Here is a 17,227-nt window from a genome sequence, read left to right on the forward strand (position 1 = left end):
CGGCGTCAGTTGCACTGACTTGATCATGGTCCTGAAAAGTCTGTGCTGGCAATAGCTTGTTGGCGATAGGTGATCGACTTTCACCGCTTGTCTGAAGCTCCACCTTAGGCGCTACGCTCTGATTTACTGAAATACAGACACGAAACACATTTGTCGTGCGTCCCGGGCAAGACGCAAGGCACCAGGAGCTGTGGGGAGTCATCGCGCAAGTAGTGGCGATTCTTAGGCACGGAGGCGGGTTATGACTCTGGTGATACTGGAGATCGATACGCAGCTGTATCAGATGCTCAAGTCGGCAGCCGAGGACCATCAGGTAAGCCTGGAGGAGGAATGTCGACGGCGGCTGGAGGGCAGGGAACAGCGCTCGCCTTATTTGCAGGCGCTGGTGGCGGAATTGCGCGCCGATGAAGAGCAGCGGCGCGCAGGTTCGGGCTAGTTACTTGTTCTTTTTCGCAGGCTCTGCCGGGCAGTCCGATTCCTGGAATCGGGCCGAGGCCACCGGGCGGTTGGTTTTGTTCTCGGTGAATTCGTAACGCAAGATCGCGCCCTGGGCCATCAACTTGCGGTAGTTGGGGTTGCGGCAAACGCTGGCACCCAGTTGCAGGTAGACGGCTTTCGGGTTGGCGCGCATTTCTTCGGCGTACACCGATTGCACGCTGAGGTGATCAACCAGCTCCTTGCCTTCGACCGTGTAGCCCTGGTCCAGAATGTTGTCACTGACTTCGCGAGGCAGGCCAACGTTACTTTCCGCGGCCACCTTCTCCAGCATCTTGCTCAGGTTCAAGTCTTTCAGGGACGCGGCCTGGGCGCAGAAAGGCAAAGCCAGCACAAGGGCGGCGGTGGGGACGATTAGGCGCAGCATGAAACTCTCCTGATTCAGTGACTGGTGCTTCGACCCGTCACAGGGCTGAGCGTTCAGTGGCGGCAAATTATAGGGTGCGGGCGGCGGGTGGTACAGGCTTGCGCGGGCTGCTCTGGTAAACTGCTGGCACTTTATTGCCCTGCCGAGCGCTTTTTGTGTCGATTCAATCCCCTTGCCATCGAAACCTGCCATGAGCCACGCCGTTTCCCGTTTGCGCGCCCAGCGCCTGGCCCGTGCCGTCCGCCCCTTTGTTGCGCGGGGTTCGCGAGCTGAGCGGTGCGCCGGCTGCCGGGTGATCCCCAGCCATTGCATGTGTGCCTGGCGGCCGACCGTTGCCGCCAAATCGGCCATGTGCCTGGTGATGCATGATGTCGAGCCGATGAAACCGAGCAATACCGGCTGGCTGATTGCCGACGTGATCGAGCAGACCAGTGCGTTTCCCTGGTCGCGTACCGAAGTCGAGCCGGGTTTGCTGGCCTTGATCGCCGATCCCCAGTGGCAGCCGTACATCGTGTTTCCGGGGGAGTTTGTCGCCCCGCAGCGGGTGGTGAGCGAGGTCCGGCTGGAGCCGGGCAAGCGCCCGCTGTTCATTCTGCTGGACGCGACCTGGAGCGAGGCGCGCAAGATGTTCCGCAAGAGCCCTTATCTCGAGCATTTGCCGGTGTTGAGCCTGCAGCCCGAGCAACTGTCGCGCTACAAGTTGCGCCGCTCCAAGCGCGATGATCACTTCTGCACCGCCGAAGTGGCCGCGCTCTGCCTGGAACTGGCCGACGACCTAGCCGCCAGCGAAGTGCTGGACGCCTACCTGGACGTCTTCAGCACCCATTACTTGTCGGCGAAGTTTCAGCAGGCGATCGATCCGCTCGACGCAGTCCACGCCCGCCTCAAGCCCTACCTCTAGGTTGTACTGCGGGTCAGCGCTGGGCTTTTTGGCCAGAGCTGGGCTGCCAGCATCCCGGCCAGCATTAACCCACAGCCGACATAGCCGCGCGGGCTCAGTTCTTCACCCAGTAGCCAGGCCCCGGCAATGGCGGCAAACACCGCCTCCAGGGAAAAAATGATCGCGGCATGGGAGGCGATTGCGTCTTTCTGGGCGATCACCTGCAAGGTGTAGCCGATGCCGACCGCAATCAGGCCACCATAGAGGATGGCTGGGCCGGCGGCGATGATTGCGTTGAGCTCGAAGGTCTCCAGGCACAGGGCCAGGACCAGGCTGACCACCGCGCAGGTAGTGAACTGCAGGAATGCCAGGCGAATCGGGTCGTGGCGGCTAGCGAAAACGCCCACCAGCACCACGTGTCCACCCCAGACAAAGGCGCCGATCAATTGCAACCAGTCGCCGGACGCAACCTGGAACTGATCGCCGACGCTGAGGAGGAACATTCCGACCACCGCCAGAATCGCCCCGAACCAGGTGCCGAGCCCGGTCTTGTGGCCAATCAACAGCCCCAGCAGTGGCACGACGATGACGTAGAGCCCGGTGATGAAACCGGCGTTGGTCACGCTGGTGAACAAGAGGCCGACCTGTTGCAGGTTGATCCCCAGGGCTAGGGCGAGGCCCATCAGGCCGCCACCGATCAACAAGCCACGGGTCAGGAAGGGCTCGTGGTGGCTGTTCTGACGGGAGCCACGCAGGACCAGCGGTAGCAGACACAACGAACCAAGCGCGAAGCGCAGGCCGGAATAGAGGAAAGGACCGATGTGATCCATGCCGGAGGTTTGTGCGACAAATCCTGATCCCCAAATCATCGCGGTGATCAACATCAGGACATCGGCACGCAGGGCTTTGGTCTGCATGATGGCACTCTTATTAGTTAGCCAGCTAAGATGCCGTAAAGGATGCGGCTTGACCACCCCGGCTTCGCTGGGCATCCTTGGCGCCGATTAGGGTGCGGCCGAAGATTGAAACGCCGGTTTTATGGGCTCTTGGCGTTGAACGTACCCTGTTGGTTGCACCTGCTGGTGCTACCTTGAGTTGTTTTGGTGAGGCTTGAATGCATCAGGCCTGCCATAAAAAACAGGATCATTTGAACAATGGCCACATACGAAATCCTGATTGCCGATGACCACCCTCTCTTTCGTAGCGCACTGCACCAGGCTGTCACACTGGGGCTGGGCCCGGACGTGCGCCTGGTGGAAGTGGCAAGCATTGCCGAGCTGGAAACCCGTCTGACCGAGAAGGCCGACTGGGACCTGGTGCTACTGGACCTGAACATGCCGGGTGCATACGGATTCTCCGGGCTGGTGCTGTTGCGCGGCCAGTACCCGCAGATTCCGGTGGTGATGGTCTCGGCACAGGAAGAAGCGTCGATCATGGTCAAGTCCCGGGAGTTCGGGGCCAGCGGCTTCATTCCCAAATCCAGCTCGCTGGAAGTGATCCAGCAGGCGGTGCGTGCGGTGCTGGATGGCGACGTGTTCTGGCCACCGCAAGCGTTCGAGGCGGTCAGTGTCTCGCCGGAAGCCAAGGCCGCGAGCGAGGGCCTGGCGAGTTTGACCCCGCAGCAGTTCCGCGTGCTGACCATGGTCTGCGAAGGTTTGCTGAACAAGCAGATTGCCTACGAACTGAGTGTGTCGGAGGCGACCATCAAGGCCCACGTGACGGCGATTTTCCGCAAGCTGGGGGTGCGCACCCGGACTCAGGCGGCGCTGCTCCTGCAACAACTTGAGTCAATTTCGCCGCAGTGAAGCCGGCTCATTCACGCTTTTTTGACTTTTGTTGATCTAGCTTTCCCACTCCTTTTTTCAGTTGCCTACTCATATGTCACCTTTCAAAGGCCAGACCGGCCTCAAACGCATCCTCAACGCTTCGGGCTACTCCCTGGACGGCCTGCGCGCCGCTTTCACCGGCGAAGCGGCTTTTCGGCAACTGGTGTTGCTCAACGTGATTCTGATTCCGCTGACCTTCATTCTGAATGTCAGCCGCGTCGAACAGGCGGTGCTGATTGCCGTCTGTCTGCTGGCGCTGATCGTGGAGTTGCTCAACTCCGCAGTAGAAGCGGCCATCGACCGCATCTCCCTCGACCTGCACCCGCTGTCGAAAAACGCCAAGGACATGGGCAGCGCCGCGCAGTTCGTGGCTTTGAGCATGATTGCCCTGGTGTGGGCGGTGATCCTGATCTGACCCCTCAGGCGATGCTCGGCAGCACGATCTCGTCGCTGCGCTGAACCCCGGCGGTGAAGGCGCGGCACAGTTCGAGGAATTCGCGCATGGCTGAGGTCTGGTATTTCTGTTTGTGCCAGATGAAGTAGAACTGCCGCGCAAGGTCCAGATCCGGGGTTTCCACCGCCACCAGGCTGCCGCGTCGGAAGGCGTCGCGCAGGGCCAGGCGGGAAATGCAGCCAATGCCCAGGCCAGACTCGACCGCACGTTTGATCGCTTCGGTGTGTTCCAACTCCAGGCGGATGTTCAACGCGCTGCGATGATGACGCATGGCCTGATCGAAGGTCAGGCGAGTCCCGGAACCCTGCTCGCGAAGAATCCACGCCTCATGGCTAAGCTCCTCCATGCTGGCAGTGCCGCGTTGTGCCAGCGGATGCTGGGGCGCGCAGAACACCACCAGCTCATCTTCGACCCAGCTCTGCACTTCGATGTCCGGATGGCTGCAGTCGCCTTCGATTAGACCCAGATCAATTTCATAGTGCGCGACCTGTTGCACGATATTGGCAGTGTTCTGGACGTGCAGCTTCACCTGGCTCTCGGGGTGGCGCTGCATGAAGCTACCGATCAGCAAGGTCGCCAGGTAATTGCCGATGGTCAGTGTGGCGCCGACCGCCAGGGAACCAAAACCGGACTTGCCGTTGAGCAGGTCCTCGATTTCCTTGGCCTGGTCGAGCAGGGCCACCGCTTGCGGCAACAGCTGTTTACCCAGGGCGTTGAGGCTCAGCCGTTTGCCGGCGCGATCGAACAATTGGCAGCTGCACTGGCGCTCCAGCTCGGTGATCGAGGTGCTGGCCGCCGATTGCGAGAGGTTGAGCAGACCCGCAGCACGGGATACGCTTTCCTGCTGGGCAACGGCGACGAAGACTTGAAGTTGACGTAGAGTAAATCGCATATCTATATAACCGATAACCCTTATCTTAATAATCCATTTAACAGATATTGTCGCTGCCATTAGAATGCGATGCAATTGCGCACAGCGGCGCAGGCAAAATCTCCAGGAGTCCCACGTACATGAGCAACATGAACCACGAGCGTGTCCTCAGTGTTCACCACTGGAACGACACTCTGTTCAGCTTCAAGTGCACCCGCGATCCGGGCCTGCGCTTCGAGAACGGTCAGTTCGTGATGATCGGCCTGCAACAGCCCAACGGCCGCCCGCTTATGCGTGCTTACTCGATTGCCAGCCCAAACTGGGAAGAGCATCTGGAGTTCTTCAGCATCAAGGTGCCTGATGGCCCGCTGACTTCCCAGTTGCAGCACCTCAAGGAAGGCGACGAGATCATCATCAGCAAGAAGCCTACGGGCACGCTGGTGCTGGACGACCTCAAACCTGGCAAACATCTGTACCTGCTCAGTACTGGTACCGGCCTGGCGCCTTTCATGAGCGTGATCCAGGATCCGGAAACCTACGAGCGTTTCGAAAAAGTAATCCTGTGCCACGGCGTGCGTTACGTCAACGAAGTCGCTTACCGCGAGTTCATCACCGAGCACCTGCCGCAGAACGAGTTCTTCGGCGAAGCCCTGCGTGACAAGTTGATCTACTACCCGACCGTGACCCGCGAGCCATTCGAAAACGAAGGCCGTCTGACCGACCTGATGCGCAGCGGCAAGCTGTTCAGCGACATCGGCCTGCCCCCGATCAACCCGCAGGACGACCGCGCCATGTTGTGCGGCAGCCCGAGCATGCTCGACGAGACCAGCGAAGTGCTCAACAGCTTCGGCCTGAAAGTGTCGCCGCGTATGCGTGAGCCGGGTGACTACCTGATCGAGCGTGCGTTCGTCGAGAAGTAAGCAGGCGCGCAACTGCTGTGTTTTACCTGTGGGAGCGAGCCTGCTCGCGATAGGGGAGTGCCAGTCGACATCAATGTTGGCTTTCACACTGAAATCGCGAGCCTGCTCGCTCCCACAGTTGTTTCTGGTGATCAGGCGTTCGCGGGAATGACTTCGAGGACGCGAATCAGGCCGGCCTCGGGGTAATGCCATCGCACATCCAGATCCCAAAACTGCGCGCCATATTCCCGCGCGGATGTAGGAATTTGGTAGGCCGGGCGTGGGTCTTGTGCCAAGCATTGCTCGATCAGCTCCACCAGCGGCTCTGCAAGGCGCTGAGCGTGCGCGTGAGCCTGTTGCAGCGCTGCGTCCGTCCACTGCACGGGAATCAGCTGCGGCGCGGCACTGGCGATGCTGTTGGAGGCGGTGTCGATGATGTCGGCGTAGGGGACGTAGGGTTTGATGTCCAGAACCGGCGTGCCATCGAGCAGGTCGATGCCCGAAATCCAAAGGCGATTCGCCTCGACCTTGTCCAGTTTCACCACTGACTGCCCGATGCCATTGGGACGGTGGGTTGCGCGCGTGGCAAACACGCCCATGGATTTGTTGCCGCCCAGGCGCGGTGGGCGCACCTTGAGCCGTGGCTTGTCTTCCAGGGCCTGGTGAAACAGGAACAGCAGCCAGACGTGACTGACCTGCTCCAGGCCCTGTACCGCATCACCCTGGTCGAACGGTGCCACCAGCTCCAGGATGCCCCGCGCGGCCGGGGCCAGTTGGGGTTGGCGGGGAATGGCGAACTTCTCCTTGAAGCAGGAGTGCACAAAACCGATGGGGGAAACGCTGTAGGTCATGGTTTGCGGTCGAGGCGGGATAGAGGCGGGCATGATACCCCGATCAGTCTGGATTCAGTTGTGCCTGTACCGGCCTCTTCGCGAGCAAGCCGCTCCCACAGGTTTTGTGTGCGCTCGAGAACCCTGTGGGAGCGTGGCTTGCCCGCGATGGCCTCACCGCCGATTTCAGAGACTGAATCCGCCATCCAGCGGAATAATGTTCCCGGTCATATACGCTCCAGCAGTGCTCGCCAGACTGATCGCCAGCGCCGCCATCTCTTCCACGCGGCCCCAGCGCTTCATCGGGATCAACGCCGTATCCTCGGCCAGTGCCAGTTCATCATTACCGATGTGCTGGGTCATCTTGCTCGGGAAGCGTCCCGGGGCAATCACGTTGACGTTGATGTGCTGGCTGACCAACTCCCTGGCGAGAATCCGCGACAGTTGGTGCAGGGCTGCCTTGCTCGGGCCGTAGGCGTAGGCCTGTTCACCGAAGGAGGAAATCCCGGCGACCGAGCCGATGTTGATGATCCGGGCCGGATTGGCGGCCGAACCGGCCTTGCGCAACAGCGGCAGGAATTGCTGGATGCAGTTGAATACCGAGGTCACGTTCAACTGCATGACTTTTTCCCAGCCCTTGACTGGGTAGCTCTCCAGCGGCGCTCCCCAGGTGGTGCCGGCATTGTTCACCAGGATGTCCAGGTGGCTCACGTGTTCGCCGAGACGACTGGCCAATTGGGCGACGCCTTCTTCTGTGGCGAGGTTGGCCGCGATCGCGTGGCAGTGCCCCAGGGCGCCCAGTTCATCGGCTGTCTGTTGGCAGGCCTCGGCGTCGCGCGCGCAGACATACACCGTCGCTCCTGCTTCGACGAAGGCTTTGGCGATCATTTTGCCGATACCACGGGTGCCGCCGGTCACCAGAGCGGTGCGGCCTTGCAGGGAGAAGTAGGGGTGCATGGCGAATCCTGATAACTGAGGGTCACTACACCCTAGTCGTCAGCCGCGGGAAGCGGAGCCACTATTTTTACCGGGAATGTGCCGCCATACGGGCGGGTCGAGCTGCGGGCGATGGCGTTTAGAAGGGCGCCATCGCCGGCTGGCCGGCTCTTACTGCGGACGGACGCGCAGGGTCAGGCCCTTGAGGAAGTTGCGCAGCAACTGGTCGCCACACGGGCGGTAGTTGGTGTGGCCGAACTTGCGAAACAGTGCGCTCAGCTCCGGCTTGGACACCGGGAACTCGGAGGCCTTGAGGATGGCGTGCATGTCGTCTTCCTTCAGTTCGAAGGCCACGCGCAGTTTCTTCAGGATGATGTTGTTGGTCACCGGCGTTTCGATCGGCTGTGGCGGACGGCTTTCGTCCTTGCCCCGCTTGAAGATCACCAGGCCATCGAGGAAATGCGCCATGACGTCGTCGGGGCAGAACACGAAACCTTCTTCCTCGTCTTTCTTGAGGTAGGTAACGAGGTCTTCCTTGGTGACGTCCATGCCGCCGAGTTTGATGATCTCGACGACCTTGTTGTCGCTGATGTCGAGCATGTAGCGCACGCTGCGCAGTACGTCGTTATGAATCATGTGTGCAGTCCTGATCATTCAGCTGTGGGCGTTGCCGGTACCGGCGACACCGAAATGAGTGGCAGCCTCAGAATTTCTCTTTGGCGGACAGATAGCGCCATTGGCCCAGCGGAACCTTGCCGATGGAAACTCCGCCGATACGGATGCGGCGGATGGCAATGACCTTGAGGCCGACCGCCTGGCAGAGCAGGGCGATGATTCCCGGTTGCGGGTTCTTCATCGCGAAGCGCAGGCGGTTTTCGTTCTGCCAGCTGGCTTTGACCGCTGGCAATTCCTTGCCCTTGTAGGTCAGGCCGTGGTTCAGGCGGTTGAGGCCGTGGGCGACCATGTCGCCTTCGACTTCGACCACATACTCTTGCTCGATCTTGCTCGCGTCGGCCGTGAGCTTGCGCAGGATCTTCCAGTCCTGGGTGAACACCAGCAGGCCGCTGGCGTTGGCCTGCAGGTCGGCACTGACGGTCAGGCGCAGGAAATGCCCCTTGAGCGGGCGCTTGCTGAAACGGTGCTCTTCGCTCAGGGTGTCGGCGCTGATCAATTGCTGGGCGCTCTCCACGTCCATGCCCGCAGGAGCATGCAGCAGGATGGTCACCGGCTCCGGCGCAGTGGCCTTGGCCTCAGGGTCGAGCGCGACTTTCTGGTTATCGACCTTGAACTGCGGCTCGTCGATGACTTCGCCGTCCACGGTGACCCAGCCGCCTTCAATGAACAGCTCAGCCTCCCGACGGGAACAGCCGACGAGTTCGATGAGGCGTTTGGAAAGACGAATCGGGTCAGTCATGACAGGGCCGTAACAAAAAGGGGGCAGGCATTGTACCTGCCTCGCGCCGGTTAATCGCGGGTCCATTTGCCTTGTGTGGCTTTTAGCCGCGCAGGGCTTGCGGCCTGGACTGCTTCAAACGCATGTGCAGCAACGGATAGGGCTGGCCCATGCCGTCGACTGCCGAGCGTCCGATCACTTCAAACCCTTGCTTGTAGTAGAAGCCCAGGGCCTGCGGATTCTGCTCGTTGACGTCCAGTTCATCGGCATTCAGGTGTTGCATGGCGTACTGCAACAACTGTTTACCCAGGCCTTCGCCACGATGCTGGGGGGCGATGAAGAGCATTTCGATCTTGCCGGCGGCAACCCCGGCGAAGCCGCTGATGTGCTGCTGTTTGTCGCGGGTGCAGATCAGCATCACCGCGTCGAGGTAGCGGGTGAGCACCAGGTTGCGCAGCAACTCGATGTAGCTGTCTGGCAGAAAATCGTGGGTCGCACGCACTGATGCCTCCCAGACCTGGGTCAGTTCCTGATAATCGCTGAGTGTCGGTGTGTGGATGACCGAATGCTGACGCATGCCCGCCTGCCTCTTTTTAGTGGATAAGCAAACGATAGCCGTAAAAAAGCCCCGCATCTCATGAAAAAGAGCGGGGCTTTTTGGAGTCAGAGCAATCCGTAGGGGATGCCCTGTCTTAGATCTGTTCAGCCCACAGGTCGTACTCGTCGGCATCAGTCACCTTGCACCAGACTTTATCGCCTGGCTTGAGGTTGCTGCCGTTGTCGATAAATACGTTGCCGTCGATTTCCGGGGCATCGAAGAAGCAGCGGCCGACCGCGCCTTGCTCGTCGACTTCATCGACCAGCACTTCGATTTCCCGGCCGATACGCATTTGCAGGCGTGCCGAACTGATGGCCTGTTGGTGCGCCATGAAACGCTCCCAACGGTCCTGCTTGACGTCGTCCGGGACTACTTCCAGGTCCAGATCGTTGGCCGGTGCGCCTTCTACCGGCGAGTACTGGAAGCAGCCCACGCGGTCGAGTTGCGCTTCGGTCAGCCAGTTCAACAGGTACTGGAAGTCTTCTTCGGTTTCGCCAGGGAAGCCGACGATGAAGGTCGAGCGGATGATCAGGTCCGGGCAGATTTCGCGCCAGTTCTTGATGCGCGCCAGGGTCTTGTCTTCGAAGGCCGGGCGTTTCATCGACTTGAGGACTTTCGGGCTGGCGTGCTGGAACGGGATGTCCAGGTACGGCAGGATCTTGCCCGCGGCCATCAGCGGGATCAGCTCGTCGACGTGCGGGTACGGGTAAACGTAGTGCAGGCGCACCCAGACACCGAGGGTGCTGAGGGCTTCGCAGAGTTCGGTCATGCGGGTTTTCACCGGCGCGCCGTTCCAGAACCCGGTGCGGTACTTGACGTCAACGCCGTAGGCGCTGGTGTCCTGGGAGATAACCAGCAGTTCCTTGACGCCGGACTTGACCAGGCGCTGGGCTTCGTCCAGCACATCGCCCACCGGGCGGCTGACCAGCTTGCCGCGCATCGACGGGATGATGCAGAAGCTGCAGCTGTGGTTGCAGCCTTCGGAAATCTTCAGGTAGGCGTAGTGGCGCGGGGTCAGCTTGATGCCTTGTGGCGGCACCAGGTCGATCAGCGGGTTGTGATCCTGGCGCGGCGGCACGACCTGGTGCACGGCATTGACCACTTGCTCGTACTGTTGCGGGCCGGTGACGGCCAGCACGCTTGGGTGCACGTTGCGGATATTGCCTTCTTCGACGCCCATGCAGCCGGTCACGATGACCTTGCCGTTTTCCTTGATGGCTTCGCCGATCACTTCCAGGGATTCGGCCTTGGCCGAGTCGATGAAGCCACAGGTGTTGACCACCACGACGTCCGCGTCCTGATAGGTGGACACGACGTCATAGCCTTCCATACGCAGTTGGGTAAGGATGCGCTCGGAGTCGACCAGCGCTTTTGGGCAACCCAGGGATACGAAGCCAACCTTGGGGTTGGCCGACGCAGGAGTGGTGGACATGTCTAACCTCGGTATTTGTGACGCCTCCAGCCGGAAACGGCAAGGCGACAGACGGGCGCTTACAGCGCCTCTGATCAAAAAGTGCGCAATTCTAGCGATGGTCGGCCCACTTGACCAGCTTTATGCAGGGAAATACGACGAGTGCTGCGCTATGCTTCGCGCCGTTGGGCTTTGCCGATTTCTTACAGTCAACAAAACGTCTGTAACGGAAAGTAAAACAGCGCATGCTGCACGATAAAGCGTCGTGCTTTTCCAAGGCAGTCCGGGTCTGGGTAGTAGGGGTGGTGGATGGGGCAGGCAAGTAGTCAGGCGGCAGGTTCCGAGCATTCGGCGGCCAAGCCGATCGGCATGCTGGTGGCGGCAGTTGGGGTGGTTTACGGCGATATCGGCACGAGCCCGCTGTACACCCTCAAGGAGGTCTTCTCCGGGAACTATGGCGTACCGGTCAACCATGACGGCGTCCTGGGGATTCTGGCGCTGATCTTCTGGTCGTTGATCTGGGTGGTGTCGATCAAGTACATGATGTTTGTGCTACGTGCCGACAACCAGGGCGAAGGCGGGATCATGGCCTTGACCGCGCTGGCGCGGCGAGCGGCGGCCGGACATGCCCGATTGCGCACCTTGCTGGTGGTCTGCGGGCTGATCGGCGCAGCGCTGTTTTATGGCGACAGCATGATTACCCCGGCGATTTCCGTGCTCTCGGCGATTGAAGGCCTGGGACTGGCATTCGACGGCATTGACCACTGGGTGGTGCCGCTGTCGCTGGTGGTGCTGGTGGCGCTATTCCTGATCCAACGCCATGGCACTGCGCGTATCGGCATTCTGTTCGGGCCGATCATGGTCACCTGGTTTCTGGTGCTGGGCGCGCTGGGTGTCTACGGCATCCTGCAACATCCGGAAGTGCTGCAGGCGATGAACCCGGTCTGGGGTGTGCGCTTCTTCATTGTCCACCCGGGCATGGGCGTGGCAATCCTCGGTGCGGTGGTGCTGGCATTGACCGGTGCTGAAGCGCTGTACGCCGACATGGGCCACTTCGGCCGCAAGCCGATTGCCCGCGCCTGGTTCATCCTGGTACTGCCGGCGCTGGTGCTGAATTACTTCGGTCAGGGCGCATTGCTGCTCGGCGATCCGAGCGCGGCCCGCAACCCCTTCTATCTGCTGGCGCCAAGCTGGGCCTTGATTCCGTTGGTCGGCCTGTCGACCCTGGCCACGGTGATTGCCTCCCAGGCGGTGATTTCCGGGGCGTTCTCCCTGACCCGCCAGGCGATCCAGCTCGGCTACATTCCGCGCATGCACATCCAGCACACCTCCAGTGCCGAACAGGGCCAGATCTACATTGGCGCGGTGAACTGGTCGCTGATGGTCGGGGTGATCCTGCTGGTACTCGGTTTTGAATCCTCCGGGGCGTTGGCCTCGGCGTACGGGGTGGCGGTGACGGGCACCATGCTGATGACCACCATCCTGGTGTCGGCGGTCATGCTGTTGCTGTGGAAATGGCCTCCACTGCTCGCCGTCCCGGTGTTGCTGGGCTTCTTGCTGGTGGACGGTCTGTATTTCGCTGCCAACGTGCCGAAAATCGTCCAGGGCGGGGCCTTTCCGGTAATCGCCGGTCTGGCGCTGTTCGTCCTGATGACCACCTGGAAACGCGGTAAACAACTGTTGGTCGAGCGGATGGACGAGGGCGGCCTGCCTTTGCCGATCTTCATCAGCAGCATCCGTGTGCAGCCACCCCATCGGGTCCAGGGTACGGCGGTGTTCCTCACCGCACGCCCGGACGCGGTGCCCCACGCGTTGTTGCACAACCTGCTGCATAACCAGGTGCTGCACGAGCAGGTAGTGCTGCTGACCGTGGTCTACGAAGACATCCCACGGGTACCGCCAGCGCGGCGCTTTGAGGTCGAGGCGCACGGCGAAGGGTTCTTCCGGGTGATCCTGCACTTTGGTTTCGTCGACGAGCCGGACGTGCCGCAGGCGCTGAAGCTGTGTCATCTCGATGAGCTGGACTTCAGCCCGATGCGCACCACCTACTTCCTCAGCCGCGAGACGGTGATCGCCTCCAAGCTCGAAGGCATGGCCCGCTGGCGCGAAGCGTTGTTCGCCTTCATGTTGAAAAACGCCAACGGCAACCTGCGCTTCTTCAATCTGCCGCTGAACCGGGTGATTGAGTTGGGGACGCAGGTGGAGATGTAGTTCGCCGGTCAGCGCCGAGGTCGGTCAGTTGTAACAAAAAGCCCCCGCTATCGTGCGATAGCGGGGGCTTTTTGTTGGGGGGCGCACTCAGTCTTCAGCGACCTTGTCAGCGCCCTGGCGCTTCTCGATGATATCCACCAACCGCTGGGCCAGAGCCGGGTAGTTCTCGTCGAAGTGGTGCCCGCCAGGCAGCTTCATGGCTTGGCCCACGGCAGTCTTATCGGTGCAGCCGCTCTCGTCCGCTTCTTCCTCGCCGTAGATGCACACCACTTTGGCGGCGGGCAGCTTGGCCATTTCCGGGCCGGTGGCGGCTTCCTTGCCGGCGTTGCCGAGCCAGCCTTCGACTTCGATCTCGAAGCTGCCAGTGCGGGCGAAGGCCAGCAGGATGATCGCGTCGACCCGTTGCTGCTCCGATTCCGCCAGGCGGTTGTAGATGGCGGGCAGGACGTCGGCACCAAATGAGTAGCCGGTGAGGATGAAGCGCTTGGTGCCCCATTTCTGCCGGTAGTGCTGCATCAGCTCGGCGAGGTCGATGGCGCTCTGCTCGGGGCTTTTGTGCTGCCAGTAGTAGCGCAGGGTGTCGATGCCAACCACCGGGTAGCCGATCTTGGCCATTTCACCGGCCACGTCGCGGTCCAGGTCGCGCCAGCCGCCGTCGCCGGAGAGGAACAGGGTGACGGTGTCCTTGGCCTGGCCGGCAGGCACTTCGACCACCGGAATGTTCAGGCCGCCATTGCCCTTGTCGGCACCGATCAGCAGCTTGCGCAGTTCGTTGTTCAGCACCTGTGGCAGGTTGATGTCGTAGTCGCTGATGCTGGTTTGCGCATTGGCCTGGTCCCGTACGAAACCGGCACTGGTGTCGTCGGGGTTATCGTTCCACGCTACCAGCCAGTGGCCGTGGGCGGCGCTTTTTGGCAGCAGGTGGGTGCAGCCGGGTTTCTCCAGGGCCAGGTCGACCGAGACCGCCTGGGACTTGTCGTCCTTCTGCTCGGCCAGCCAGCGCCACGCCAGTACTGCGCCCGGGCCGATACCGCTGACCAGGGTGGCTGGGCCGTTGAGCTGCTTGAGCGCCGACTGCAGGGCACGTCCTTGCAACATGCAGTCCTTGGGCAGGATCACCTGGACGATTTCTGCTGCGCCGCCACGGCTGAGGGTGATCAACTGGGTGTCGCTGAGCTTCTGCTCTGCATTGACCGCGACGATCACCTGGGCGCGCGCCTGGGTGCCCGGAATGACCCGGGTCATGGGCGCGCCGTCAGCCGGCGTCAACAGTTCCACGGTGGGTTGTGGGGCTGGACGGTTCCAGTACCAGTAACCACCGCCAAGGATCACAGCCAGAGCCACCAGAGTGGCCAATACATACCGCCAGGAGCGTTGAATCATCAGCGTTTCACCAATCCAGTCAAGCCGCCCGCAATCAGGGCGGCGGTATCGGCCAGTGCCACCAGCGGATCGAGTCCGGCGGGCACGGCCATGTAACGAGGTTCCCAGTCAGGCTGGAACTTGTCTTTGAAGCGGCGCAGCCCCTGGAAATTGTAGAGCTGCTCGCCCCGGCGAAACACCATCGAGCCGAGGCGCTGGGTCAGTGGCGCGCCACGCCGGGGTTGCAAGCCCGACAATGGCACCATGCCCAGGCTGAAGCGTGCATAGCCGTGGTTCTTATAATGCTGAATCAGGCCGACCATCATGAATTCCATGGTCAACTTGGGGGCGTCCGGGTGCGCGCGCATCAGGTCGAGGCTGGCCAGGTCGTGGCTGTAGGTCTCGAGCAGGTTGGCAAATGCCACCGGGCGCCCCTCAAAACGAATGATCGCAATGCGAAAGTGCTTCAGGTAGTCATCGCTGAAGCGGCCCAGGGAGAAGCCTTTCTCGCGCACGTTCTTGCCGGTGAGCCAGGCATCGGAAATCACTTTCAGCTCGTCCATCGGCGCCTGGCCGGGCTCGTGGATTTCCAACGACAGGCCATCACGGGTGCCGCGGTTCCAGGTGTAGCGCAGGTCCTTCATCTCCTTGCCCTTGGCTTCCAGGTCAAAGCGCAGCAGGTCGACCCGCGCCTCTTCGCCGAGCTTGATGGCGGTCAGGCCGATGTCCATGTAGTAGGGCAGGTTTTCTGCGCGCACCTGATAAAACACCGGGCGGGCGTGATGCAGGTCGCAGAGGTCGCGGAACTGCCAGATCATCTCGGCACGCTGTTGCGGCTGGCCGATCGGGTCGTACAGGGCAACCAGGCTGCGGCCGCGCCGGGCATACATCAAGAAGGCGTCGCCGTTGGGGTGGAACAGCAACGCCTTGTCCCCGGTCAGGGCCAGGCCGCCGTCCGGTTGGGCCGAGGCCATCAGGATCTTCTGCGCTTTTGCCAGGTCAGTGGCGTCGGGCAGGTCAATGGCCGGGCGGGCAGTGCGCAGCAGCCAGGTCAGCGACACCACCACCAGCAGCACCGCGGCACCGAGCAGCGAACGCAAGCCGCGCGGTGCATCGGAATCCAGGGTGAACTGCCACCATAGTTGGTGGCTGTAGGGCACATCCTGGTAGGCGAACAGCAGCAGCCAGATCGACGCAGCCAACACGCACACGCTGGCCACCAGGTACAGCGGCGAGAAGGGCAGTTCGGTCAGGCGACTGGGGCGATAGAACGAGCGGCGGAAGATCGCCAGCAGGCTGGCCGTCAGGATCAGCAGGCTGGCTTCTTCCCAGTCGAAGCCCTTGAGCAGCGACAGCAAGGCACCGGCCAGCAGCAGCACGGTGGTGAGCATCCAGGCGGCCGACAGGCGCCGGCGCAGGCCCTGGGCCAGCAACAGGCACAGTACGCCGATCAGGCTGGCGCCGAAGTGCGAGGCGTCGATCAGGCGATGGGGGATCAGAAAACCGATGTGTTCCAGGCGGGTGTCGATCTCCGGTGTGGCACCGGAAAACAGCAGGACCACGCCAGACAGGAACACCAGCACCGCGAGCACCGGCGCGGCGAGGCCGGAAGCGGTGCGCAGCGCCTCACGGCTGTTGAACAGGCGTTGGGCCTCATTGATCAACAGCAGCAGGCAGGCCACCAGCATTGGCAGGATCACATAGATCAGGCGATACAGCAGCAGGGCGGCGGCCAGCGGCGCGGCGCCGAGCTTGTCGGCAAAGGCCGCCAGCAGAATGGCCTCGAACACGCCGACGCCACCGGGCACGTGGCTGAGCACGCCCGCGGCCAGGGCCAGCAGGTAGACCAGCAGGAATGCACCGAATGGCGGGGTTTCCGGCAGCAGCAGATACAACACGGTGGCAGCCGCGGCGACGTCGAGCGCGGTGATGATCAGTTGCAGGAAGGTCAGGCGCCGGCCCGGCAGGCGCAGGGTGCGGCGCCCGGCACGCACCAGCAGGTTGTCCGGGTAGGGTTGCTCGGGCAGGCGCCGCCGGTAGATGCCAATCGCCAGGACCGCACAGAGCAGCAGCACGGCAATCGCGATGCCGCCCAGCAGGGCCTCGGACAAGTGCAGGGCGGCAGAGGCGGCCGGCAGGTTGCTCAGGGTCGCCAGGGCTGCCAGCGGGGGCAGGGCGCAGCCCAGGGACAGGCTGGCAAACAGGGTCATGTGGGCGACTTCCGAAGCCCCGAGGCCGTGACGCGCGTAGAGCCGGTAACGCACCGAGCCGCCCGAGAGCAATGACAGGCCTATGGCGTTGCCAATGGCAAATGCGCTGAAGCCGCCGAACATCAGGCTGCGGGCCGGTAGGCTTACACCGGCATAGCGCGATGCCGACCACTCATAGCCGAGCAGGATGATGAAGCCGACGATCGTTGCACCCAGGGCGCCGAGCAAGGCCGGTTGTGGCACTTGCAGGATGGAGTCATGCAGGGCGTAGAGATCCAGTTCGCTTAATAGATGGCGACAGGCAATCAAGGCAATCGCGAACAGCAACAAGGTCACGGCCAGGCCGATGGGCTGGCGGTACTTGCTGAGCAGATCCAGCCAATGCAGGCGTGTGGCTTTGATCGGTTGGGTCGCAGTGACGGTGTCTTGTGAATCAGACGAGTTGGCGCGCATCAATCACCTCTTGGATTGTGCGCGACAGGAT

The 17,227-nt window shown here is 61.7% G+C and carries 17 protein-coding genes; 6 read left to right on the forward strand and 11 right to left on the reverse strand.

Features of this window, described 5'->3' with window-relative positions:
- The first annotated feature begins 241 nt into the window (after positions 1-241).
- Positions 242-436 (forward strand): hypothetical protein, encoded by a 195-nt coding sequence (locus CKW24_RS08200; RefSeq protein ID WP_095166855.1) that lies wholly within the window; start codon positions 242-244, stop codon positions 434-436.
- Here CKW24_RS08200 and CKW24_RS08205 read toward each other — a convergent pair whose 3' ends face one another.
- Positions 437-862 carry a PA3611 family quorum-sensing-regulated virulence factor gene (locus CKW24_RS08205; protein WP_095166869.1) on the reverse strand — a complete coding sequence of 142 codons (426 nt, stop codon included), beginning with the start codon at positions 860-862 and terminating at the stop codon, positions 437-439.
- 190 nt (positions 863-1,052) lie between these two features.
- Here CKW24_RS08205 and CKW24_RS08210 point away from each other — a divergent pair, with 190 nt between their 5' ends.
- Entirely contained in the window at positions 1,053-1,763 is a 711-nt protein-coding gene (locus CKW24_RS08210; RefSeq protein WP_095166871.1) for a tRNA-uridine aminocarboxypropyltransferase, read from the forward strand.
- Here the strand turns inward: CKW24_RS08210 and CKW24_RS08215 are convergent.
- On the reverse strand, positions 1,760-2,659 hold the full coding sequence (locus tag CKW24_RS08215; RefSeq protein WP_095166873.1) for a DMT family transporter: 900 nt from the start codon (positions 2,657-2,659) through the stop codon (positions 1,760-1,762). The two genes, CKW24_RS08210 and CKW24_RS08215, sit on opposite strands and share 4 nt — an antisense overlap.
- Positions 2,660-2,896: 237 nt before the next feature.
- On the opposite strand from CKW24_RS08215, the gene erdR reads away from it, so the two are divergent.
- Both erdR and CKW24_RS08225 read left to right on the forward strand, forming a co-directional pair.
- Complete coding sequence (erdR, locus tag CKW24_RS08220; RefSeq protein WP_095166875.1) at positions 2,897-3,547, forward strand: response regulator transcription factor ErdR; 651 nt, start codon at positions 2,897-2,899, stop codon at positions 3,545-3,547.
- Positions 3,548-3,620: 73 nt separating this feature from the next.
- Entirely contained in the window at positions 3,621-3,983 is a 363-nt protein-coding gene (locus CKW24_RS08225; RefSeq protein WP_095166877.1) for a diacylglycerol kinase, read from the forward strand.
- Between the two features lie 4 nt (positions 3,984-3,987).
- Here the strand turns inward: CKW24_RS08225 and CKW24_RS08230 are convergent, their stop codons facing one another.
- Positions 3,988-4,914: a LysR family transcriptional regulator gene (locus CKW24_RS08230; protein ID WP_095166878.1), complete on the reverse strand. Its 927-nt coding sequence runs from the start codon at positions 4,912-4,914 to the stop codon at positions 3,988-3,990.
- Positions 4,915-5,033: 119 nt separating this feature from the next.
- Between CKW24_RS08230 and fpr the strand changes: the two genes are divergently transcribed.
- Positions 5,034-5,813: a ferredoxin-NADP reductase gene (gene fpr / locus CKW24_RS08235; protein ID WP_003443014.1), complete on the forward strand. Its 780-nt coding sequence runs from the start codon at positions 5,034-5,036 to the stop codon at positions 5,811-5,813.
- 131 nt (positions 5,814-5,944) lie between these two features.
- Here the strand turns inward: fpr and tsaA are convergent, their stop codons facing one another.
- From tsaA to rimO, 6 genes are all read right to left on the reverse strand, one after another.
- A complete protein-coding gene (tsaA, locus tag CKW24_RS08240) occupies positions 5,945-6,643 on the reverse strand; it encodes a tRNA (N6-threonylcarbamoyladenosine(37)-N6)-methyltransferase TrmO (RefSeq protein ID WP_095166880.1) in 699 nt (232 codons plus the stop codon).
- Between the two features lie 165 nt (positions 6,644-6,808).
- Complete coding sequence (locus tag CKW24_RS08245) at positions 6,809-7,579, reverse strand: SDR family oxidoreductase (protein WP_095166881.1); 771 nt, start codon at positions 7,577-7,579, stop codon at positions 6,809-6,811.
- A gap of 150 nt (positions 7,580-7,729) precedes the next feature.
- Positions 7,730-8,194 (reverse strand): DUF1456 family protein, encoded by a 465-nt coding sequence (locus CKW24_RS08250; protein ID WP_095166883.1) that lies wholly within the window; start codon positions 8,192-8,194, stop codon positions 7,730-7,732.
- A gap of 67 nt (positions 8,195-8,261) precedes the next feature.
- On the reverse strand, positions 8,262-8,972 hold the full coding sequence (locus tag CKW24_RS08255) for an rRNA pseudouridine synthase (RefSeq protein ID WP_095166885.1): 711 nt from the start codon (positions 8,970-8,972) through the stop codon (positions 8,262-8,264).
- Positions 8,973-9,054: 82 nt separating this feature from the next.
- A complete protein-coding gene (locus CKW24_RS08260) occupies positions 9,055-9,528 on the reverse strand; it encodes a GNAT family N-acetyltransferase (RefSeq protein WP_095166887.1) in 474 nt (157 codons plus the stop codon).
- A 115-nt stretch (positions 9,529-9,643) separates the two neighbouring features.
- Positions 9,644-10,981, reverse strand: coding sequence for a 30S ribosomal protein S12 methylthiotransferase RimO (gene rimO / locus CKW24_RS08265; RefSeq protein WP_095166890.1), 1,338 nt, complete (start codon positions 10,979-10,981; stop codon positions 9,644-9,646).
- A gap of 288 nt (positions 10,982-11,269) precedes the next feature.
- On the opposite strand from rimO, the gene CKW24_RS08275 reads away from it, so the two are divergent.
- Positions 11,270-13,171, forward strand: a complete 1,902-nt coding sequence (locus tag CKW24_RS08275) for a potassium transporter Kup (RefSeq protein ID WP_095166894.1) — start codon at positions 11,270-11,272, stop codon at positions 13,169-13,171.
- Positions 13,172-13,258: 87 nt separating this feature from the next.
- Here CKW24_RS08275 and CKW24_RS08280 read toward each other — a convergent pair whose 3' ends face one another.
- Complete coding sequence (locus CKW24_RS08280) at positions 13,259-14,554, reverse strand: virulence factor family protein (RefSeq protein ID WP_095166896.1); 1,296 nt, start codon at positions 14,552-14,554, stop codon at positions 13,259-13,261.
- Positions 14,554-17,196, reverse strand: a complete 2,643-nt coding sequence (mprF, locus tag CKW24_RS08285; RefSeq protein ID WP_095166898.1) for a bifunctional lysylphosphatidylglycerol flippase/synthetase MprF — start codon at positions 17,194-17,196, stop codon at positions 14,554-14,556. The genes CKW24_RS08280 and mprF overlap by 1 nt, the downstream gene beginning before the upstream one ends.
- Positions 17,197-17,227: the final 31 nt, after the last annotated feature.

This window comes from Pseudomonas sp. Irchel 3H3 (assembly GCF_900187635.1).
Taxonomy (GTDB): Bacteria; Pseudomonadota; Gammaproteobacteria; order Pseudomonadales; family Pseudomonadaceae; genus Aquipseudomonas.